Origin of the sequence: Streptomyces sp. NPDC018019, assembly GCF_044327805.1 — a bacterium.
GTDB lineage: Bacteria > Actinomycetota > Actinomycetes > Streptomycetales > Streptomycetaceae > Streptomyces.
Genome location: NZ_JBIRGD010000004.1, coordinates 207,141 through 225,393, shown reverse-complemented (window position 1 = coordinate 225,393; position 18,253 = coordinate 207,141). Strand labels below are relative to the sequence as shown.

13 protein-coding genes and 1 pseudogene are annotated in these 18,253 nt (G+C 71.5%); 11 read left to right on the top strand and 3 right to left on the bottom strand.

All coding sequences use genetic code 11. The features are described 5' to 3' along the window. The 7 genes from ACH4FX_RS09360 (at nucleotide 1) to rodA (ending at nucleotide 7,597) form a co-directional block, all read left to right on the top strand. Complete coding sequence (locus tag ACH4FX_RS09360) at nucleotides 1-360, top strand: DUF4233 domain-containing protein (RefSeq protein ID WP_398476800.1); 360 nt, start codon at nucleotides 1-3, stop codon at nucleotides 358-360. A gap of 326 nt (nucleotides 361-686) precedes the next feature. Then, nucleotides 687-1,100, top strand: a complete 414-nt coding sequence (gene ndk, locus ACH4FX_RS09355; protein ID WP_398476798.1) for a nucleoside-diphosphate kinase — start codon at nucleotides 687-689, stop codon at nucleotides 1,098-1,100. A gap of 289 nt (nucleotides 1,101-1,389) precedes the next feature. Then, a complete protein-coding gene (locus ACH4FX_RS09350) occupies nucleotides 1,390-2,409 on the top strand; it encodes a rod shape-determining protein (RefSeq protein ID WP_003985182.1) in 1,020 nt (339 codons plus the stop codon). A gap of 186 nt (nucleotides 2,410-2,595) precedes the next feature. Next, nucleotides 2,596-3,528: a rod shape-determining protein MreC gene (gene mreC, locus ACH4FX_RS09345; RefSeq protein ID WP_398476796.1), complete on the top strand. Its 933-nt coding sequence runs from the start codon at nucleotides 2,596-2,598 to the stop codon at nucleotides 3,526-3,528. A 3-nt stretch (nucleotides 3,529-3,531) separates the two neighbouring features. Continuing rightward, nucleotides 3,532-4,254 carry a rod shape-determining protein MreD gene (mreD, locus tag ACH4FX_RS09340; protein ID WP_398476794.1) on the top strand — a complete coding sequence of 241 codons (723 nt, stop codon included), beginning with the start codon at nucleotides 3,532-3,534 and terminating at the stop codon, nucleotides 4,252-4,254. Beyond that, nucleotides 4,251-6,392: a penicillin-binding protein 2 gene (gene mrdA, locus ACH4FX_RS09335; protein ID WP_398476792.1), complete on the top strand. Its 2,142-nt coding sequence runs from the start codon at nucleotides 4,251-4,253 to the stop codon at nucleotides 6,390-6,392. Before mreD ends, mrdA begins: the two co-directional genes overlap by 4 nt. After that, nucleotides 6,389-7,597, top strand: coding sequence for a rod shape-determining protein RodA (gene rodA / locus ACH4FX_RS09330; protein ID WP_398476790.1), 1,209 nt, complete (start codon nucleotides 6,389-6,391; stop codon nucleotides 7,595-7,597). The genes mrdA and rodA overlap by 4 nt, the downstream gene beginning before the upstream one ends. 33 nt (nucleotides 7,598-7,630) lie before the next feature. Here rodA and ACH4FX_RS09325 read toward each other — a convergent pair whose 3' ends face one another. Beyond that, entirely contained in the window at nucleotides 7,631-8,095 is a 465-nt protein-coding gene (locus ACH4FX_RS09325; RefSeq protein WP_398476788.1) for a hypothetical protein, read from the bottom strand. A gap of 254 nt (nucleotides 8,096-8,349) precedes the next feature. Here ACH4FX_RS09325 and ACH4FX_RS09320 point away from each other — a divergent pair. Next, nucleotides 8,350-9,594, top strand: a pseudogene (locus ACH4FX_RS09320) (IS30 family transposase). 33 nt (nucleotides 9,595-9,627) lie between these two features. Here the strand turns inward: ACH4FX_RS09320 and ACH4FX_RS09315 are convergent. Both ACH4FX_RS09315 and ACH4FX_RS09310 read right to left on the bottom strand, forming a co-directional pair. Continuing rightward, nucleotides 9,628-11,316 (bottom strand): SufS family cysteine desulfurase, encoded by a 1,689-nt coding sequence (locus ACH4FX_RS09315; protein ID WP_398476786.1) that lies wholly within the window; start codon nucleotides 11,314-11,316, stop codon nucleotides 9,628-9,630. Continuing rightward, on the bottom strand, nucleotides 11,303-12,685 hold the full coding sequence (locus ACH4FX_RS09310) for a family 2B encapsulin nanocompartment shell protein (protein ID WP_398476784.1): 1,383 nt from the start codon (nucleotides 12,683-12,685) through the stop codon (nucleotides 11,303-11,305). Before ACH4FX_RS09310 ends, ACH4FX_RS09315 begins: the two co-directional genes overlap by 14 nt. Before the next feature lie 294 nt (nucleotides 12,686-12,979). Between ACH4FX_RS09310 and ACH4FX_RS09305 the strand changes: the two genes are divergently transcribed. The 3 genes from ACH4FX_RS09305 to ACH4FX_RS09295 all read left to right on the top strand — a co-directional run bounded on the left by ACH4FX_RS09305 (nucleotide 12,980) and on the right by ACH4FX_RS09295 (nucleotide 18,156). Continuing rightward, entirely contained in the window at nucleotides 12,980-14,620 is a 1,641-nt protein-coding gene (locus tag ACH4FX_RS09305; RefSeq protein ID WP_398476782.1) for a CHAD domain-containing protein, read from the top strand. A gap of 196 nt (nucleotides 14,621-14,816) precedes the next feature. Continuing rightward, a complete protein-coding gene (locus ACH4FX_RS09300; RefSeq protein ID WP_398476780.1) occupies nucleotides 14,817-16,742 on the top strand; it encodes a TIGR03960 family B12-binding radical SAM protein in 1,926 nt (641 codons plus the stop codon). A gap of 103 nt (nucleotides 16,743-16,845) precedes the next feature. Continuing rightward, entirely contained in the window at nucleotides 16,846-18,156 is a 1,311-nt protein-coding gene (locus tag ACH4FX_RS09295) for a hypothetical protein (RefSeq protein ID WP_398476778.1), read from the top strand. Nucleotides 18,157-18,253: the final 97 nt, after the last annotated feature.

The window sequence follows — 18,253 nt, the reverse complement described above, 5'->3', positions numbered from 1 at the left end:
ATGCGCACGCTGTGTGCGTCCACGCTGATCGGCGAGTTCTTCGTGATCGGGTTCGCCGGTCTGGTCGCGATGCAGACCTCCGGCCACTCCACGGCCACGGTCTGGACGGTCAGCGGCATCGCGATGCTGCTGTGCCTGCTGCTGTGCGGCGTGCTCACCCGGCCCGGCGGCGTGCAGCTCGGCTGGGTCCTCCAGGCCGCCCTGATCGCCAGTGGCTTCGTGGTGGGCACGATGTTCTTCCTCGGCGCGGTCTTCGCCGCGCTGTGGTGGGCGTCGGTGCACTTCGGCCGCAAGATCGACGAGGCCAAGGCCCGCTGGGCGGCGCAGGCCGAGGAGGGGCCGCAGCCGGGCACGGCGTAGGCGCGGCTCCCGTAGGCCGCGGGCCGGACGCGCCGGTGGACGTACTTCCGGAGGTACGGACGACGTACCTCAGGAGATGCGGACGGGCCGGGGGGCGCCCCGCCGGCCCGGACCGGCCGGAGCAACGCCCCGGCGGCCCGGACATGCCGGACGTACGGACCCGGACCGGACATCCGCACGAGCCCCCTCCGGACGTCTGTGCGAAACCCTGGCCGGTGTCACCCGTACGGCCCCGCGGCGGCCCCGATACCGCGTACGGCCCAGCGCCGTCACCCATGTAGCCTCAGGGCACCTGCCGGACTGTCATGACCCAAGGAGTCCCTCCCGTGAGCCAGCGCACGCTCGTCCTCCTCAAGCCCGACGCGGTCCGCCGCGGCCTGGTCGGTGAGATTCTCGGCCGTATCGAGCGCAAGGCGGGCTGGACGATCAGCGCGCTGGAACTGCGCACGCTGGACCGCGCGATCCTGGAGCAGCACTACGCCGAGCACGTCGGCCGCGACTTCTACGAGCCGTTGGTGCAGTTCATGTCGTCGGGCCCGGTGGTCAGCCTGGTCGTCGAGGGCGAGCGGGTGATCGAGGGCGTGCGGGCGCTGGCCGGCCCCACCGACCCGATCAAGGCGCCGGGCGGTTCCATCCGCGGCGACTTCGGCACCATCACCCGGGAGAACCTGATCCACGCCTCGGACTCCGAGGAGTCCGCGGAGCGCGAGATCAAGATTTTCTTCCCCGGCCGTTCCTGACCCCGCGTCCGGCACGCCCCCGGTGACCTGGGGCGACCGCGCAGCCGCCGGCCGCCCCGCGGGAACCGCGTGCCGAACGGGGGAACGCTTCGGCGCGACACGACGTCCCCATTGAGGGGGGCGGGTACGTGTTCCGCCGACAATGGCGAAGGAACCCCGCACTGCGTTCGAGCGGTGGGGACTTCGTGACTACGATGGAGTTTCCGCGCCCCGGCGCACCACACCTGCCGACCTCAAGTAAGCATTCGCTCCAGTTGGGAAGGCCAGACGTATCCTCATGGGGAACAACATGTCGTTCATCGGCCGTGACATGGCTGTCGACCTCGGGACCGCCAACACGCTGGTGTACGTCAGGGGTCGCGGGATCGTCCTCAACGAGCCGTCGGTCGTGGCCATCAACACCAACACCGGCGGCATCCTGGCCGTCGGGGCCGAGGCGAAGAAGATGATCGGCCGCACCCCCGGCAACATCGTCGCGGTGCGCCCGCTGAAGGACGGCGTGATCGCCGACTTCGAGATCACCGAGCGGATGCTCCGCTACTTCATCCTCAAGATCCACAAGCGCCGCTACCTCGCCCGCCCGCGTGTCGTCGTCTGTGTCCCCTCCGGCATCACCGGAGTCGAACGCCGCGCGGTCATCGAGGCGTCCACCCAGGCCGGTGCCCGTCAGGTGCACATCATCGAGGAGCCGATGGCCGCCGCGATCGGCTCCGGCCTGCCGGTCCACGAGGCCACCGGCAACATGGTCGTGGACATCGGCGGCGGCACCACCGAGGTCGCGGTGATCTCGCTCGGCGGCATCGTCACGGCCCAGTCCATCCGGGTGGCCGGCGACGAGCTGGACAACGCGATCATCCAGCACATCAAGAAGGAGTACAGCCTTCTGCTGGGCGAGCGCACCGCCGAGAGCATCAAGATCACCATCGGTTCGGCGTACGACCTGGAGCAGGACGAGCACACCGAGATCCGCGGCCGGGACCTGGTCTCCGGCCTGCCCAAGACCGTCGTCATCTCGGCGGCCGAGGTCCGCAAGGCCATCGAGGAACCGGTCAACTCCATTGTCGACGCGGTCAAGACGACGCTCGACAAGTGCCCGCCCGAGCTGTCCGGCGACGTGATGGACCGCGGCATCGTGCTCACCGGCGGCGGCGCCCTGCTGCGCGGCCTCGACGAGCGCCTGCGCCGGGAGACCGGCATGCCGATCCACATCGCCGAGGACCCGCTCGACTCCGTCGCGCTCGGCAGCGGCAAGTGCGTCGAGGAGTTCGAGGCGCTCCAGCAGGTCCTGGACTCCCAGCCGCGCCGCTAGCGGAACGACACGAAACCGACATCCCGTCGTACGGGCGGCTGATCGTCCGTACGGCGGATCGTTGATATACAGGCACCACGCCCCAACAGGCGAGCACTGCGTATAAAGGCACAACCGCACTCCCCAGCGCGACCGGCGCGGGCCCGCAGCCGGCCGGTCCTACGAGGAAGGACACGGCCGCCGCACGTGAGGGACACACGAGAGAGCCGGCTGCTACTGGTGCTGCTGGTCGCGATCGCGTTCGCGCTGATCACGGTGGACATCCGCGGCGGCGAACGGTCCCCGCTCGCCGGTGCCCGGCAGGCCGCCGCGGCGGTCTTCGGGCCGGTCGAGAGCGGCATCGCCACGGTCGTCGACCCGGTGGGCAACGCGGTCGGCGCGGTACGCGACTCCGGCGAGCGGCACACCCGCATCAGCGCCCTGGAGCGGGAGAACGCCGCGCTCAAGGCCAGGCTGGGCTCCTCCGACCGCAACCGCAACCGCGCCGCCGAGCTGGACAAGCTGCTCAAGTCCGCCGGCACCGGCCAGTACGGCATCAAGGGTGCCCAGGTCATCGCCATCGGCGCGGCGCAGGGCTTCTCCTGGACCGTCACCATCGACGCCGGGGCCCAGGACGGCATCGCCCGCGACATGACGGTCCTCAACGGCGACGGCCTGGTCGGCCGGGTCACCACCGTCGGCCGCACCACCGCGACCGTGCTGCTCGCCAACGACCCCGACTTCACCGTCGGCACCCGCATGGAGAAGACCAACGAGATCGGGTTCGCCACCGGCCAGGGCGGCAACTCGCTGCGTGTGCAGCTCCTCAACGGCAAGGCCGAGGTCAAGAAGGGCGACCGGCTGGTCACCTTCGGCTCCAGCGCCGACAAGCCGTTCGTCCCCGGTGTCCCGGTCGGCCAGGTCGTCAAGGTCGATCCGTCCAACGGCGACCTGACCCGCTCCCTCCAGGTCCGCCCGTTCGTCGGCTTCTCCAAGCTGGACATCGTCGGCGTGGTCGTCCAGCCGCCCCGCGAGGACCCGCGCGACACGGTGCTGCCGCCAAAACCCGCCAAACCGAAGCCCACGCCGACGGTCACCGTCACGGCCACCCCCACCGCGAGCGCCTCCCCCAGGAGCTGACCGATGCGCATCAAGAGGATCCTGCTCTCGGCCGCGCTGGTGGTCGTGGCCCTGCTGGTCCAGGTCAGCGTGCTGGCGCGGCTCCAGCTGCCGGGCGCCGTACCGGACCTGCTGCTCCTGGTCGTCCTCGGCCTCGCCCTGGTCTACGGGCACGTCTCCGGCGCCCTGGTGGGCTTCGGCGCCGGTCTGCTCGCCGACCTGGCGCCCCCTTCCGACCACGCCATCGGCCGGTACGCCCTGGTGCTGTGCGTCATCGGGTACGTGGCCGGGCTGACCAGGCCGGACAGCGGACATCACCGTTCGGCGACCATGCCGCTGGTGGTCGTGGTGGGCGCGGCCCTCGGCTCGACCCTGCTGTACGCGGGCGTCGGCTCGCTCGTCGGCGACTCCGCCGCCGCCCGCGTGGGCCTGGGCTGGCTGCTGTTCACCGCCACGCTCTACGACCTGCTGCTCGCCCCGTTCGCCGTACCCCTGGTCATGGCGCTGGCCCGCCGGACCGAACACGACCCGCTGGCCACCGACGCGGCCGGCGGGCAGGGCGGCTCCGGCAAGGGCCGCAAGAGCGCCTACGGCTGGCTCGGCTCCGGTACCGGCCTCAAGGCGAGCCGCTCGATGCGCACCAACCTCCCGTCCCGGCAGGCCGGGATCGGCGGCCAGCGCGGCGGACTGCTCGGCAGGCCGGCCCGTAACAAGACAGGACGCATCAAGGGGGTCAAGCGACTGTGACCAACATCCCGGAGACCGGCCGCAGCTCACGCGTCACGATCCGGCTGGTCGCCATCCAGATCCTCGTCTTCTCCCTGCTGCTGACCCTCGGCGGCCGGCTGTGGTACCTCCAGATCCGCAACGGCCGCGAATACGCCGACGAGGCCCGCAACAACCACGTCCAGCAGGTCGTCGAACCGGCCACCCGCGGCTCCATCCTCGACGCCCGCGGCATCCCGCTCGCCGACAACCAGACCCGGCTGGTCGTCTCCGCCAGCCGTACCGACCTGCTGAAGATGAAGGACGACGGCAAGGCCGTGCTCGGCCGGCTCGCCAAGGTCCTCGGCATGACGGAGACGGAGATCCGCAACAAGGTCCGGCTGTGCGACGCCAAGACCCCGCAGCCCTGCTGGAACGGCTCGCCCTTCCAGCCCATCCCGATCACCGACGAGGCCACCACCCAGCAGGCCCTCCAGATCCGCGAACGCTCCGAGGACTTCCCCGGCATCTCCGCCGAGCCCACCGCCGTACGCCGCTACGCCGCCCCCGGCAACGCGCAGACCGCCCAGGTCCTCGGCTACCTCTCCCCGGTCACCGACGAGGAGATCCAGAAGGCCAAGGACACCCGCTCGCCGCTGCTGCGCTCCGACCAGATCGGCCGCTCCGGGCTGGAACGCACCTACGACAGCCAGCTGCGTGGCAAGGCGGGGGTGACGCGCTACGAGGTCGACAACCTCGGCCGGGTCATCGGCAAGGCCAAGAGCGACAAGGCGGTTCCCGGGGCCAACGTCGTCACGAGCATAGACGCCCGCGTCCAGGCCATAGCGGAACGGGAACTGGAGCAGGCGATGAAGGACGCCCGTAAGGAGCACGACAAGAACACCGGCACCAACTACAAGGCCGACGCGGGCGCCGTGGTCGTCATGGAGAACAAGACCGGCCGGGTCATCTCCATGGCCTCCAACCCGTCCTACGACCCCAACGCCTGGGTCGGCGGCATCTCCGGCAAGGACTACGCGAAGCTGACCGGCAAGGACTCCAACTACCCGCTGCTCAACCGGGCGATCCAGGGCCAGTCCGCACCCGGCTCGATCTTCAAGGTCATCTCCACCTCGGCCGCGGTCGCCGCCGGGTACGACTTCGACGGCACCTACCCCTGCACCGCCTCGTTCAACATCGGCGGCCAGGTCTTCAAGAACTTCGAGTCCAAGGGCTACGGGCCGATCGACCTCGGCCGCGCGCTGGAGGTCTCCTGCGACACCGTCTTCTACAGCCTCGCGTACCAGCAGTGGCAGAAGGACGGCGGCAACAACCCGAAGAACCCGAAGGACTGGTTCTACAAGACGGCGCACCAGTTCGGTCTCGGCAAGGAGACCGGCATCGACCTGCCCAACGAGGTCACCGGCCGGGTCCCGGACCGCCAGTGGAAGAAGCGGTACTGGGAGGCCAACAAGGACAGCTGGTGCAAGCAGGGCAAGTCCGGCGACGACTACGTCTCCAAGATCGCCAGGGAGAACTGCGAGTCCGGCATGAAGATGCGGGCCGGTGACTCCGTCAACTACTCCATCGGACAGGGCGACACCCAGGTCACCCCGATCCAGATGGCGGTGATCTACGCGGCGATCGCCAACGGCGGCACGCTGTACAACCCGACCGTGGGCAAGGCCATCGTCAGCCCCGACGGCAAGCACATCGAGCACATCGAGCCCAAGGCGCACGGGAAGCTGCCGGTGACCGCCAAGACCCTCTCCCAGATCGACGGCGCGCTGGCCGGCGTCGCCACCCGCGGCACCGCCGCCTGGCGCTTCCAGGGCTGGCCGCAGGACAAGATCCCGATGCACGCCAAGACCGGTACCGCCGAGGTCTACGGCAAGCAGACGACGGGCTGGTTCGCCACGTACACCAAGGACTACACGATCGTCATGACCATCTCCCAGGGCGGCACCGGCTCGGGCTCCGCCGGTCCCGCCGTGCGCAAGATCTACAACGCGCTGTACGGGGTGGACGACAAGGGCAAGATCGACGAGAAGGCGGCGCTGCTGCCGAAGCCGCAGACCGGACTGCCCAGGATCCTGGGCGACGGCACCATCCAGGCGCAGCCCATCAAGCCGGTCGCCGCCACGCCGCCGCCCGCCGGGGCCGAAAGGCGGGGCCGGTGACCAGCTCGCACACGGCGGGCGGCTTCACCGTCCGCCGCTACAGCCCCGACCGCGGCGCCTGGGGCAAGCTGACCGCGCGCGACTCGGTCGTGCGCCGGCTGGACTGGGTGATGCTGCTGTGCAGCCTGGCCCTGTCCCTGATCGGCGCGGTGCTGGTCTTCTCCGCGACCCGCAACCGCACCGAGCTGAACCACGGCGACGAGTACGGCTTCCTGCTGCGCCACCTGCTGAACACCGGCATCGGGCTGGCGCTGGCGGCCGGCGCGATCTGGCTCGGCCACCGTACGCTGCGCGGCGCGGTGCCGATCCTCTACGGCGTCTCGCTGCTGCTGGCCCTGCTCGTGCTCACCCCGCTGGGCGCCACGATCAACGGCTCCCGCTCCTGGCTGGCCATCCCCGGCGGACTCTCCCTCCAGCCCGCCGAATTCTCCAAGATCACGATCACGCTGGGGATGGCGGTGATCCTGGCGGGCCGGGTCGACGCGGGCGACCGCCCGCACCCCGACCACCGCACCGTCGTCCAGGCGCTCGGCCTGGCCGCCGTCCCCGTCGTCATCATCATGCTGATGCCGGACCTCGGCTCGGTCATGGTCCTCGGCGCGATCATCCTCGGCGTGCTGCTCGCCTCCGGCGCCTCCAACCGGTGGATCCTGGGGCTGCTGGGCGCCGGTGTGGCCGGCTGTGTGGCCGTCTGGCAGCTGGGGCTGCTGGACGACTACCAGATCGCCCGGTTCGCCGCGTTCGCCAACCCGAGCCTGGACCCGGCGGGCGTCGGCTACAACACCAACCAGGCGCGGATCGCCATCGGCGGCGGCGGGCTGACCGGCTCCGGCCTCTTCCAGGGCAGCCAGACCACCGGCCAGTTCGTACCGGAGCAGCAGACCGACTTCATCTTCACCGTCGCCGGCGAGGAACTGGGCTTCCTCGGCGCGGGGCTGATCATCGTGCTGCTGGGCGTCGTCCTCTGGCGCGCCTGCCGCATCGCCCGCGAGGCCAGCGAGCTGTACAGCACGGTCGTGGCGGCGGGCCTCATCGCCTGGTTCTCGTTCCAGTCGTTCGAGAACATCGGCATGACGCTCGGCATCATGCCGGTCACCGGACTGCCGCTGCCGTTCGTCTCGTACGGCGGTACGTCCATGTTCGCGGTCTGGATCGCCATAGGGCTGCTCCAGTCCATCCACGTACAACGGCCGGTGTCGGCCTGACCGGCGTGCGCCCGTGCGGCCGCCGGGCGTACGTCAGCGGCCGGACGCGGCGCTGTAGGAGCTGTACGCGACAAGGGCGGCGAGCACCGAGGCGCTGATCACCGTGGCGAGTACCACCCACAGGGCGATCCGCGCCTTCTTCGCCGGTCTGCGGGCCGGGCGCGGGGGCCGGCCGGGCTCCGGCGCGCGGGCCGCCTCCGGAGCGGCGCCGGCCGCGATGTCGGCCAGTAACCGGCGGCAGGCGGCGGCCAGTTCGCCCGGGGTGCTGTCCAGTCGCATGACCGTTTCCGCCCGCGCGGGTGCGCTCGTACCGCCGTCCAGGATGCGGCCCGCCCGTATGAGCACCTCGCCGCGGGTGCCGGTGGCGGACAGGCTGATCCACCGCTGCACGTGCTCGCCCCGGATGACCACACCGCCCGTGCGGTCCCGGTAGACCGTGTGCCGCTGCCACAGAATGGCGGCCAACTGGCGTGCGGTGTCCGTCAGATGCGCGAGCATCTTCCCCCCTGCCGTGATGTGCGCGAACCGAGGACCGCACTGTACCGGCCGCCACCGACAGTCCGGCGCGGGGGCCGGGGGCCACGACGGTCCGGGACCGGCGGGCCGGGGGAGCGCCCACCCCGGTGGGACTTGGGTTCTAATGATCGTCGCAACACCCGTCAGACGGGAACGCGATGAGCAACGGTGGTACTTGGTGCGGCAAGCCGAAGGTCGAGGAACGACGGAAGTTCTTCGAGCTCGTTAACAGCGGCGTGAGCATCAAAGCCGCTTGTCGCACTGTTGGCATCCATCGATCAACCGGGAAGGAATGGCTCTACGGGAGGCCGGCCCGGCCCGGAACGACCAAGGAAGGCCGCAAGCGGTACAGGCCCGCAGTGCAGCCCATGAAGGGTGCACTGCGGGTCACCGTCCCGAACCCCAGGCACGAGGAACGGCTGGAGCGGATTGAGCGGACGATCTCCTCCCGCTACCTGTCCGAAGAGGAACGCGTCCGCATCGCTGACCTGCGCCGGGAGAAGAATTCCATCCGGGCAATCGCGGCCGGGCTGGGGCGCAGTCCGGCGACCGTCAGCCGGGAGCTTCGCCGCAACTGCAACGCGAACTTCAGACCCAGCCACCCGTCCTAATACCGCCCGTTTGCTGCTCACAAGCGGGCGGCGTCACGCCGACCGCGCCCCAAGCCGCGGCGTATCGAAGCCTGCCCTGAGCTGCGGAAATACATTCAGGCGCGGTTGGATGAGTAGTGGAGCCCCGAGCAGATCGCGAGCATCCTGCGCCGAGGGTTCCCGGACAGGCCAGAGATGCACGTGACGCACGAGACGATCTATCGGGCCCTATACGCCCAGGCCAAGAGCGGCCTGTGGCGCGAAATCAGTCGGCGTCTCCGTACCGGTCGATGCGTAAGGAAGCGACGGCGGCACCCTGACCAGCGGCAACCGCGCTTTACCCACCCGATGGTCATGATCAGCCAGCGTCCTTTCGAGCCCACTGACCGTTCCGTTCCAGGGCACTGGGAGGGAGACTTGATCGTGGGCGCGAAGAGCGGGTCCGCCATCGGCACACTCGTGGAACGCAGCACCCGGTACACGCTGCTTGTGTACCTCCCGAAGGGACACCGCGCGGACGTCGCCTGCGAGGCCCTGACGGAGACGTTCAAGGCCCTCCCGCCCCACCTGAAGCGCTCACTGACTTGGGACCAGGGTGGCGAGCTGGCCCACCACTACGCCTTCTCGGTGGCATCTGGCGTTCCGGTGTACTTCTGCGAGCCGCACAGCCCTTGGCAGCGAGGTTCGAACGAGAATACGAACGGTCTGCTGCGGCAGTACTTCCCGAAAGGGGCGGACTTGTCGAAGTACACCCGTGAGGACCTGGCCGCCGCGACGGCCGAGCTGAACTCCAGGCCCAGGAAGACGCTCGGCTGGGAGGCCCCAGCCGAGCGCTTCTCCAGACTGCTGGAGAACGACCCCAACACCCCCCGTGTTGCGACGATTTGTTGAATCCGCCGGGACGGGGCGGGCGCTCCGGTCCGCTTACGGCGACTGCTGTAGGCGGAGCAGGGAAGCCACCAGCTGGTCCACCTCCTCGGGGGTGTTGTAGAGGGCCAGGGAGGCGCGTACGGCACTGACCAGGCCGTAGTGGGCCAGGGCCGGCTGGGCGCAGTGGTGACCGGAGCGGACGGCGATACCGTCCAGGTCCAGGGACTGCGCCACCGCCGTCGGGTCGTGGCCCGCGAGCGTGAACGCCAGCACCGCGATGCGGTCGGGCGCGTCCCCCAGCACCTGGAGGCCGGGCACCGCGGCCAGCGCCTGCCGTGCGTACGCCAGCAGCTCGGCCTCGTACTTGGCGATGGCCCCGTGGTCGAAGGACGACAGCCAGTCGAGGGCGGCGAGCAGCCCGACCACGCCGGAGATGTGGCCGGTACCGGCCTCGAAGCGGTGCGGCGCGGGCGCGAACGTCGTGCGGTCGAAGGAAACGGACTCGATCATGTTCCCGCCGCCCTGCCACGGCGCCATGGCCGCCAGCAGCTCGGGCTTGGCGTACAGCGCGCCGATGCCCGTGGGCGCGAACAGCTTGTGGCCGGAGAAGGCGTAGAAGTCGGCGTCCATGGCCTGTACGTCGACCGGGAAGTGGGCCACCGCCTGGGCGCCGTCCACCAGCACCTTGGCGCCGTAACGGTGGGCCAGCGCCGTCATCTCCGCCACGGGGGGCACGGTCCCCAGCACGTTGGAGGCATGGCTGACGGCCACCAGCCGGGTGCGGGAGGAGAGCAGGTCGGCGTAGGCGAACTGGTCGATCTGCCCGTCCGGCAGCAGCGGGACCGGCACCACCCGGGCGTGCGTCTCGGCGGCCAGCTGCTGCCAGGGGACGATGTCGGAGTGGTGCTCCAGGACGGGTACGAGGATGTCGTCGCCCGGGCCGATGTTGGCCCGCCCCCAGGTCTCGGCGACCAGGTTGATCGCCTCGGTGGTGCCGCGGACGAAGACGATCTCCTCGGGGGACGGGGCGCCCAGGAAGTCCGCGACGGCGGCCCGGCCCGCTTCGTACAGGGCGGTGGCGTCGCGGGCCATGGTGTGGGCGCCGCGGTGGATGTTGGAGTTGGCCGACCCGTAGAAGGCCGCCACCGCCTCGATCACCTGGCGCGGCTTCTGGGTGGTGGCGCCGTTGTCGAGCCAGACCAGCGGCCGGCCGTTGACCAGCCGGTGCAGGATCGGGAAGTCGCGCCGCGCCATCTCGGGCGAGAAGGCGCCGCGTTGGGCTCCGGGGATCTGCTGGGTGGGGGTGGGTTCGGTGGTGGGGGCCTGGGGGGTGCTGCCCGGGGCCGCGCTCGTGGCGCCGGGCGCGCCCGTGCCCATGCCCGGGACCGCGCTCGTCTCGGGGACCGCACTCATGCCTGGAACCGCGCCGGCACCCGACATCGCCGTCACGTCCGGGACCGCACTCATGCCTGGAACCGTGCCCGCGCCCGGGACCGCGCTCGTATCCGGTGTTCCGCTCATGCCCGGCAGGCCCGTCAGGGCCGCGGCCGGGACGACGGTCGCCCCCGCGCCCGGAGCCGCGCCCGCCCCGGGGGCCGTCGCCGCGCTGGGGGCCGGGTCCGTACGGACGGCCTGGTCCGGAACGGTGGCAGGGGCCGCCGCATCCGCCGCGCCGGTCCTCGCCCCCTTGCCCAGGAGCGCGCTCAGCGGCGCCGCGAGCCCCGTGACCTCAGGAGTAGTCATGGTACTTGGACACCTCGACGTTCTGGAGGACGGCGAGGGCGTCCTCCACCAGGACGGCCGTGTTGAAGTACGCCGTGACCAGATAGGAGGTGATCGCCTTCTGGTCGACGCCCATGTTCCTGATGGACAGGCCGGGTTCCGCCTCGTCCGGTACGGAGGCCGGGCGCAGTCCCACCACGCCCTGCTCCGCCTCGCCCACCCGCATCAGCAGGATCTCGGTCGTGCCCGCGCCGCTGACCGCCACCTTGTCGGACGGCAGCAGCGGCACGCCACGCCAGGTCAGCAGCGGGCTGCCGAACCGCGTGTCGGTCACCGGGGGCACACCCCGGCGGGTACATTCCCGGCCGAACGCGGCGATGGCCCGGGGGTGCGCGACGAAGTACGCGGGCTGCTTCCACACCTTGGCCAGCAGCTCGTCCAGGTCGTCCGGCGTCGGCGCACCGGTGCGCGGCTGCACCCGCATGCCCGGGGCGACCTGGTGGAACAGCCCGAAGTCCGGGTGGTTGAGCATCATCGACTCCTGCCGCTCGCGCAGCGCGTGCACGGTCAGGTTGCTCTGCGCCCGGGTCTGGTCGATCGGCTGGTTGTAGAGGTCGGCGACGCGGGTGTGCACGCGCAGCACGGTCTGCGCGAGGCTCATGTGGTACTCGCGCGGCGTGTCCTCGTACTCCACGTACGTGCCCGGCAGCACCGGTTCGCCGACGTGCCCGGAGGCCAGGTCGACCGGTGCCTCGGCGCCCGGCGTCGGCCCCTCGCCGGAGCAGTAGCTCTCCATCGAGGCGCGTAACGACTCGTCGCGGTCGGCCAGTTCGGCCAGCTTGGAGCGGTGGATGCACAGCGCGACACCGGGGGTCAGGGTGCGTACCCGGTACGGCAGCGACTCGCCCTTGGCCCAGGCCTCCAGATCGAAGAACTGCCCGTCGCCGACGATCTCCAGCAGCGCGTCCTCTCCGTAGCGGCCGGTCACCCGCTTCTCGGCGCGGCCCCGTACGAGCACCCAGAGCCGGTCGGCGGTGTCGCTCTCCGAGCACAGGACCTGGCCCGCGTCGAAGCTCACCTCGTCGCAGGTCTCGGCGAGTTCGCGCAGCTGCGCCTCGTCGGCCTGCCGCAGGAACGGCAGTTCACGCAGGTCCTCGGGCACGATGCGGTGGCGGTCGCCCTCGGAGAACGTGCTGATCCGGTCGTCGCCGAGGATGAAGGTACGGCGGCGGTTGACGCGGTAGACGCCGGCCTCGACGTCCACCCACGGCAGGGCGCGCAGCAGGTAGCGCGGGGTGATGCCGCGCATCTGCGGCGTCGTCTTGGTGGCGGTGGCGAGCTGCCGTGCCGCGTCGGGACTCAGGCTCAGGCGGCCGTTGGGAGTGCTCATGCGGACCTCCTCGTGAAGGCGCGCGGGCGCGCGGCGGCGCTCCTGGCCGCCGCGGCCCGCACGGGATGAGGGGACCGATCGTCCGAGCGGCAACTGCCGACGGCAAGACGGCGTATTTCCGCAACCGGCCGGAAAGGAGCTATCCGGCATTCGCAGGTGTTCGTACGGGGATGAACTGTTTCCGTCCCGGGTGCCGCGTGGCCAGCCCGGAACGTTTCCGCCGCTCCGTACGGCACCGTGCGAACGTCCGGTCGGGGACTGCCTCCGCCGCCCACACGCGGCTAGATTCGATCCATGGCGGACACCGTGCGGGAAATCGAGCGGAAGTACGAGGCCGACGACAGCACCGAACTGCCCGACCTGACCGGCGTCGCCGGGGTCGCGGCCATCGCGGACCAGGGCACCGTCGTCCTGTCCGCCACCTACTACGACACCCCTGATCAGCGGCTCGCGGCCGACGGCATCACGCTGCGGCGGCGCACCGGCGGCGGCGACGCGGGCTGGCACCTGAAACTCCCGGTGGCCCCCGGTGTGCGGGACGAGGTCCGGATGCCGCTCGGCGACCGGCTGCCGCACAAACTCGCCGCCCTGGTGCGCTCGCGGGTGCGCGGCGCGTGCCTGGCGCCGGTCGCGCACCTGCGCACCCGGCGCGCGCTGTGGGTGCTGGAGGACGCGCGGGGGGAGCCGCTCGCCGAGGTGGCGGTCGATGACGTGGTGGCGCACCGCGTGGGGGACGGGGCGGTTCCGCACGCGGCGGAAGCGACGTGTGCCGCGGACGTGGCGCACGAGGTGGCGTACGGGACGGCGTACGAGGCCGACGGCGAGGGCCGGCCGGGGACGCGGCCGGACCGGGTCGCCGCCGGGGTCCGCTGGCGCGAGATCGAGGTGGAGCTGGTGGGGGACGGCGTCCCCGGGCTCCTGGACGCGGTCGAGCGCGTCCTCGCGGCTGCCGGGGTCCGTCCGGCCGGCGCGGCGTCCAAGCTGGCCCGCGCGCTGGCCGGGACGGCGGGCGGCGAGACGGCACGGGCCGGGACGGCACGGCCCGCCCCTCGCACCGCCGGTGACGCCGTCCTCGCGTACGTCCGTGAGCAGGTGCGCACCCTCGTCGAGCTGGACCCGGCCGTCCGCCGCGACCTGCCCGACTCGGTGCACCGGATGCGCGTCGCCACCCGCCGCCTGCGCAGCGTCTTCCGCTCGTACGGCACCGTGCTGGACCGGTCCGTGACCGACCCGATGCTCGGCGAACTCACATGGCTGGCCGAGCAGTTGGGGGTGGACCGGGACCGCGAGGTGCTGGCCGAGCGGCTGCGCGCCGGGCTGGCGGGCCTGCCGCGCGATCTGCGGCTCGGCCCGGTGGCCGCGCGGCTGCGCCTGTGGTCGCAGCGCCGCCGCCTGGGTTCGCGGCAGGCGTTGCTCGCGGTCCTGGACGGATCGCGGCACCTGGCGCTGCTGGAGAGCCTGCACGCGCTCCTGGCGGACCCGCCGCTGTGCCCGGCCGCGGCCCGCCCGCCGGCGCGGCCGATGGCGAAGGCCGTGCTCAAGGACTACCGGCGGCTCGCCGGGCGGGTGGCGGCCGCGCTGGCGACGCCGCCCGGGCCGGAGCGCGACGAGGCGCTGCACAGTGCCCGCAAGGCGGCCAAGCGGGCGCGCTACGCGGCGGAGGCGGCCGGACCCGCGCTGGGCCGCCCGGCGGAGCGGTTCGCCGGGCGCATGAAGCGGGTGCAGCAGCTGCTCGGCGACCACCAGGACAGCGTGCTGGCCCGCGGGGCGCTGCGCGAGCTGGCCGTACAGGCGCACGGCGCGGGCGAGGGCGGGTTCACCTTCGGGCTGCTGTACGGGCGGGAGGAAGCGGCGGCGGCAGCCCGGGAGCGGGAGCTGCCCGAGGTGTGGCGGAAGGCGGCGAAGCCGGGGCTGCGCCGGAAGCTGGGCGGGTGACACGCCTCACGCGGACGTGGCCGGGCCGCCGGGCGGCGCGCGCCCGCCGGTCCGGGCCCCCTGCCCTGCCGCCCCTCCCGTGACCCACCGCAGCCGCGCCGTGACCCCACGCCCACCAGGGCACAGCCCGTCAACGGGATCCCGTTCCCGGGGTACGCTGGATGGTCACCCCTGCCAGCTCATGAAAGACGCCGCGATGCCTGTCGAGACGGTCTTCCCGCGCCTGGAAGCGCTTCTCCCGCATGTCCAGAAGCCCATCCAGTACGTCGGTGGCGAGCTCAACTCCACCGTCAAAGACTGGGATGCCTGCGATGTGCGCTGGGCGCTCATGTACCCGGACGCCTACGAGGTCGGACTGCCCAACCAGGGCGTCATGATCCTGTACGAGGTCCTCAACGAGCGCGAGGGCGTCCTGGCCGAGCGCACCTACAGCGTGTGGCCGGACCTCGAAGCGCTGATGCGCGAGCACGGTGTACCGCAGTTCACGGTGGACGCGCACCGACCGGTGAGCGCCTTCGACGTACTCGGCGTGTCCTTCTCCACCGAGCTGGGCTACACCAACCTGCTCACCGCCCTGGACCTCTCGGGCATCCCGATCGAGTCCAAGGACCGTACGGACGAGCACCCGCTGATCCTCGCGGGCGGCCACGCGGCCTTCAACCCGGAGCCGATCGCCGACTTCCTGGACTGTGCGGTCGTCGGCGACGGCGAGCAGGCCGTGCTGGAGATCAGCGACATCATCCGCGCCTGGAAGGCCGAGGGCCGCCCGGGCGGGCGGGACGAGCTGCTGTTCCGCCTCGCGAAGACCGGCAGCGTGTACGTCCCCAAGTTCTACGACGTGGAGTACCTGCCCGACGGGCGCATCTCGCGCGTCGTGCCGAACCGCTCCGGCGTCCCGTGGCGGGTGTCCAAGCACACCGTCATGGACCTGGACGAGTGGCCCTACCCGAAGCAGCCCCTCGTCCCCCTGGCCGAGACCGTCCACGAGCGGATGTCGGTCGAGATCTTCCGTGGCTGCACCCGCGGCTGCCGTTTCTGCCAGGCCGGCATGATCACGCGCCCCGTGCGGGAGCGAAGCATCACCGGCATCGGCGAGATGGTGGACAAGGGCCTGAAGGCCACGGGATTCGAGGAGGTCGGCCTGCTGTCGCTGTCCTCCGCGGACCACACCGAGATCGGCGACATCGCCAAGGGGCTCGCCGACCGGTACGAGGAAGACAAGATCGGCCTGTCGCTGCCGTCGACCCGCGTCGACGCCTTCAACGTCGATCTTGCCAACGAGCTGACGCGCAACGGCCGTCGCTCGGGACTGACCTTCGCGCCCGAGGGCGGCAGCGAGCGGATGCGCAAGGTCATCAACAAGATGGTCTCGGAAGAGGACCTGATCCGTACGGTCGCCACCGCCTACGGCAACGGCTGGCGGCAGGTGAAGCTGTACTTCATGTGCGGCCTGCCCACCGAGACCGACGAGGACGTCCTCCAGATCGGCGACATGGCGGTCAACGTGATCGCCAAGGGCCGCGAGGTGGCCAAGTCCAACGACATCCGCTGCACCGTCTCCATCGGCGGCTTCGTGCCCAAGCCGCACACGCCGTTCCAGTGGGCGCCGCAGCTGTCCGCCGAGGAGACCGACGCGCGCCTGGAGAAGCTGCGCGACAAGATCCGCGGTGACAAGAAGTACGGCCGTTCCATCGGCTTCCGCTACCACGACGGCAAGCCCGGCATCGTCGAGGGCCTGCTCTCCCGCGGCGACCGCCGCGTGGGCGCCGTCATCCGCGCCGTCTACGAGGACGGCGGCCGCTTCGACGGCTGGCGCGAGCACTTCTCGTACGACCGCTGGATGCTCGCCGCGGACAAGACGCTGCCCGCGTACGGCGTGGACGTCGCCTGGTACACCACCCGCGAGCGCACCTACGAGGAGGTCCTGCCCTGGGACCACCTCGACTCCGGCCTGGACAAGGACTGGCTCTGGGAGGACTGGCAGGACGCCCTCGACGAGACCGAGGTCGAGGACTGCCGCTGGACCCCGTGCTTCGACTGCGGCGTGTGCCCGCAGATGGACACCGAGATCCAGATCGGCCCGACGGGCAAGAAGCTGCTGCCGTTGAGCGTCGTCAAGTAAGCGTTCCAGACACCTGCCCGGCCCGGTCCCGCAGTGGTGCGGTGGCCGGGCCGTGGTGTGTGCGTGACAGTGCCCATAACGGGCGCGAGGGGGAAGAAGCCGCATGGAGCCCACGGGCGGGCTGTCGCTGGACAAGACCGGACAGGACCGGCGCCGGGACCGGGTGCCCGAGCGGTACGCGCCGGGGGAGGGGTGTCTGACCCGGCTGGTGCGGGTGCCGGTGCGCATCGTCGTGCTGGTGCTCGTGGTGCCGGTGCGCATGGTGTGGGACGTGCTCGTCGCCGGCGCGCGGGCCCTGGACCGGGTGCTGCTGCGCCCGGTGGGGCGTGGGCTGGCCTGGCTGGGGCACGTGCTGGTCGTCGCGCCGCTGACCTGGGTCCACCGCTGGATCCTGACCCCGGTCGGGCACGGCATCACCTGGACGGCACGGGCTTTCGGCGTCGCGCTGGCCTGGGTGGCCAAGGCGCTCTTCTACTGGCCGTGGGCCGCGCTGTGGCGGTACGTGCTGGTGCCCGTCGGCACGGCCATCGGTACGGCCGTGGCCTGGCTGGTCCACCACCTGATCGTGGTGCCGGCGCTGTGGTGCCACCGCCGGGTCCTCACCCCGGTCGGACACGCCTTCTCGTGGCTGGTCCGCGCGTTGGGCGCGGGTTTCGTCCTGCTCGGCCGGTATCTGGTGGTGCTGCCCGTCCTGTGGTGCTACCGGGGCGTTCTGGCCCCGGTCGGGCACGGCATGGTCTGGCTGGTCCGCGCGGTGGGCGCGGGTTTCGTTCTCCTCGGCCGGTATCTGGTGGTGCTTCCCGCTCTGTGGTGCTACCGGCGCGTTCTGACCCCGGTCGGACTCGGCATCGCCTGGCTGGTCCGCGGTATCGGAGCAGGTGCCGCCGCGCTCGTCCGCTGGACGGTCGTGGTGCCGGCCGTCGCGGTGTGGCGGTACGTCCTCGCCCCCGTCGGCCGGGCGGTCGCCGCCGCCGTGACCGTCGTGGTCCGCGAGACCGGCGCCGCCTTCGGGCACGCCTGGCGGGTGGCCGGGTACGTCTCCCGGGCCGTCGGCAGGTTCCTCGGCACACTCCTGCGGTGGATCTTCGTCGAGCCGTTCCGGTGGGTGTACCGCACCGTCCTGACCCCGGTCGGCCACGCCGTACGGGATGTGCTGTGGCGCCCGGTGCGCGACGCGGCACGCGCGGCGGGCCGGTCCGTGCGCCGCGCGCTGGGCGCCGCCCGGCAGTCCGTGCGCCAGACCCGCGCCGAGATCCGGCGGGCCCTGTTCGGGGCCCCGAAGCGGCCGGAGCGCGTCCCGGTGCCGGAGCCCCGGCGGGAACCGGAGGTACCGCGGGCACGTACTCTAGGTAAGACGTCCGGGCGCGACGTGTCCCCGCCCACGCGGGGGCCCGGACTGGGCGACGCTGGGTAAGCGTCATCCGGGACCGTCCCCGCCCCCGCGGGGGTGACGTCCAGTAGCGCCCTCACACCAAGGAGAAGTAACACTGGGCAAGCGACAGCCCGAAGGC

What these genes read in the sequence shown, in the direction of transcription:
- ACH4FX_RS09305 (WP_398476782.1), top strand. Translation starts at nt 12,980, where the DNA reads ATGGCGGACACCGTGCGGGAAATCGAGCGGAAGTACGAGGCCGACGAC.
- ACH4FX_RS09300 (WP_398476780.1), top strand. Translation starts at nt 14,817, where the DNA reads ATGCCTGTCGAGACGGTCTTCCCGCGCCTGGAAGCGCTTCTCCCGCAT.
- ACH4FX_RS09315 (WP_398476786.1), bottom strand. Translation starts at nt 11,316, where the DNA reads ATGACTACTCCTGAGGTCACGGGGCTCGCGGCGCCGCTGAGCGCGCTC.
- ACH4FX_RS09360 (WP_398476800.1), top strand. Translation starts at nt 1, where the DNA reads ATGCGCACGCTGTGTGCGTCCACGCTGATCGGCGAGTTCTTCGTGATC.
- ACH4FX_RS09350 (WP_003985182.1), top strand. Translation starts at nt 1,390, where the DNA reads ATGTCGTTCATCGGCCGTGACATGGCTGTCGACCTCGGGACCGCCAAC.
- mreD (WP_398476794.1), top strand. Translation starts at nt 3,532, where the DNA reads ATGCGCATCAAGAGGATCCTGCTCTCGGCCGCGCTGGTGGTCGTGGCC.
- ACH4FX_RS09295 (WP_398476778.1), top strand. Translation starts at nt 16,846, where the DNA reads ATGGAGCCCACGGGCGGGCTGTCGCTGGACAAGACCGGACAGGACCGG.
- ACH4FX_RS09325 (WP_398476788.1), bottom strand. Translation starts at nt 8,095, where the DNA reads ATGCTCGCGCATCTGACGGACACCGCACGCCAGTTGGCCGCCATTCTG.
- ACH4FX_RS09310 (WP_398476784.1), bottom strand. Translation starts at nt 12,685, where the DNA reads ATGAGCACTCCCAACGGCCGCCTGAGCCTGAGTCCCGACGCGGCACGG.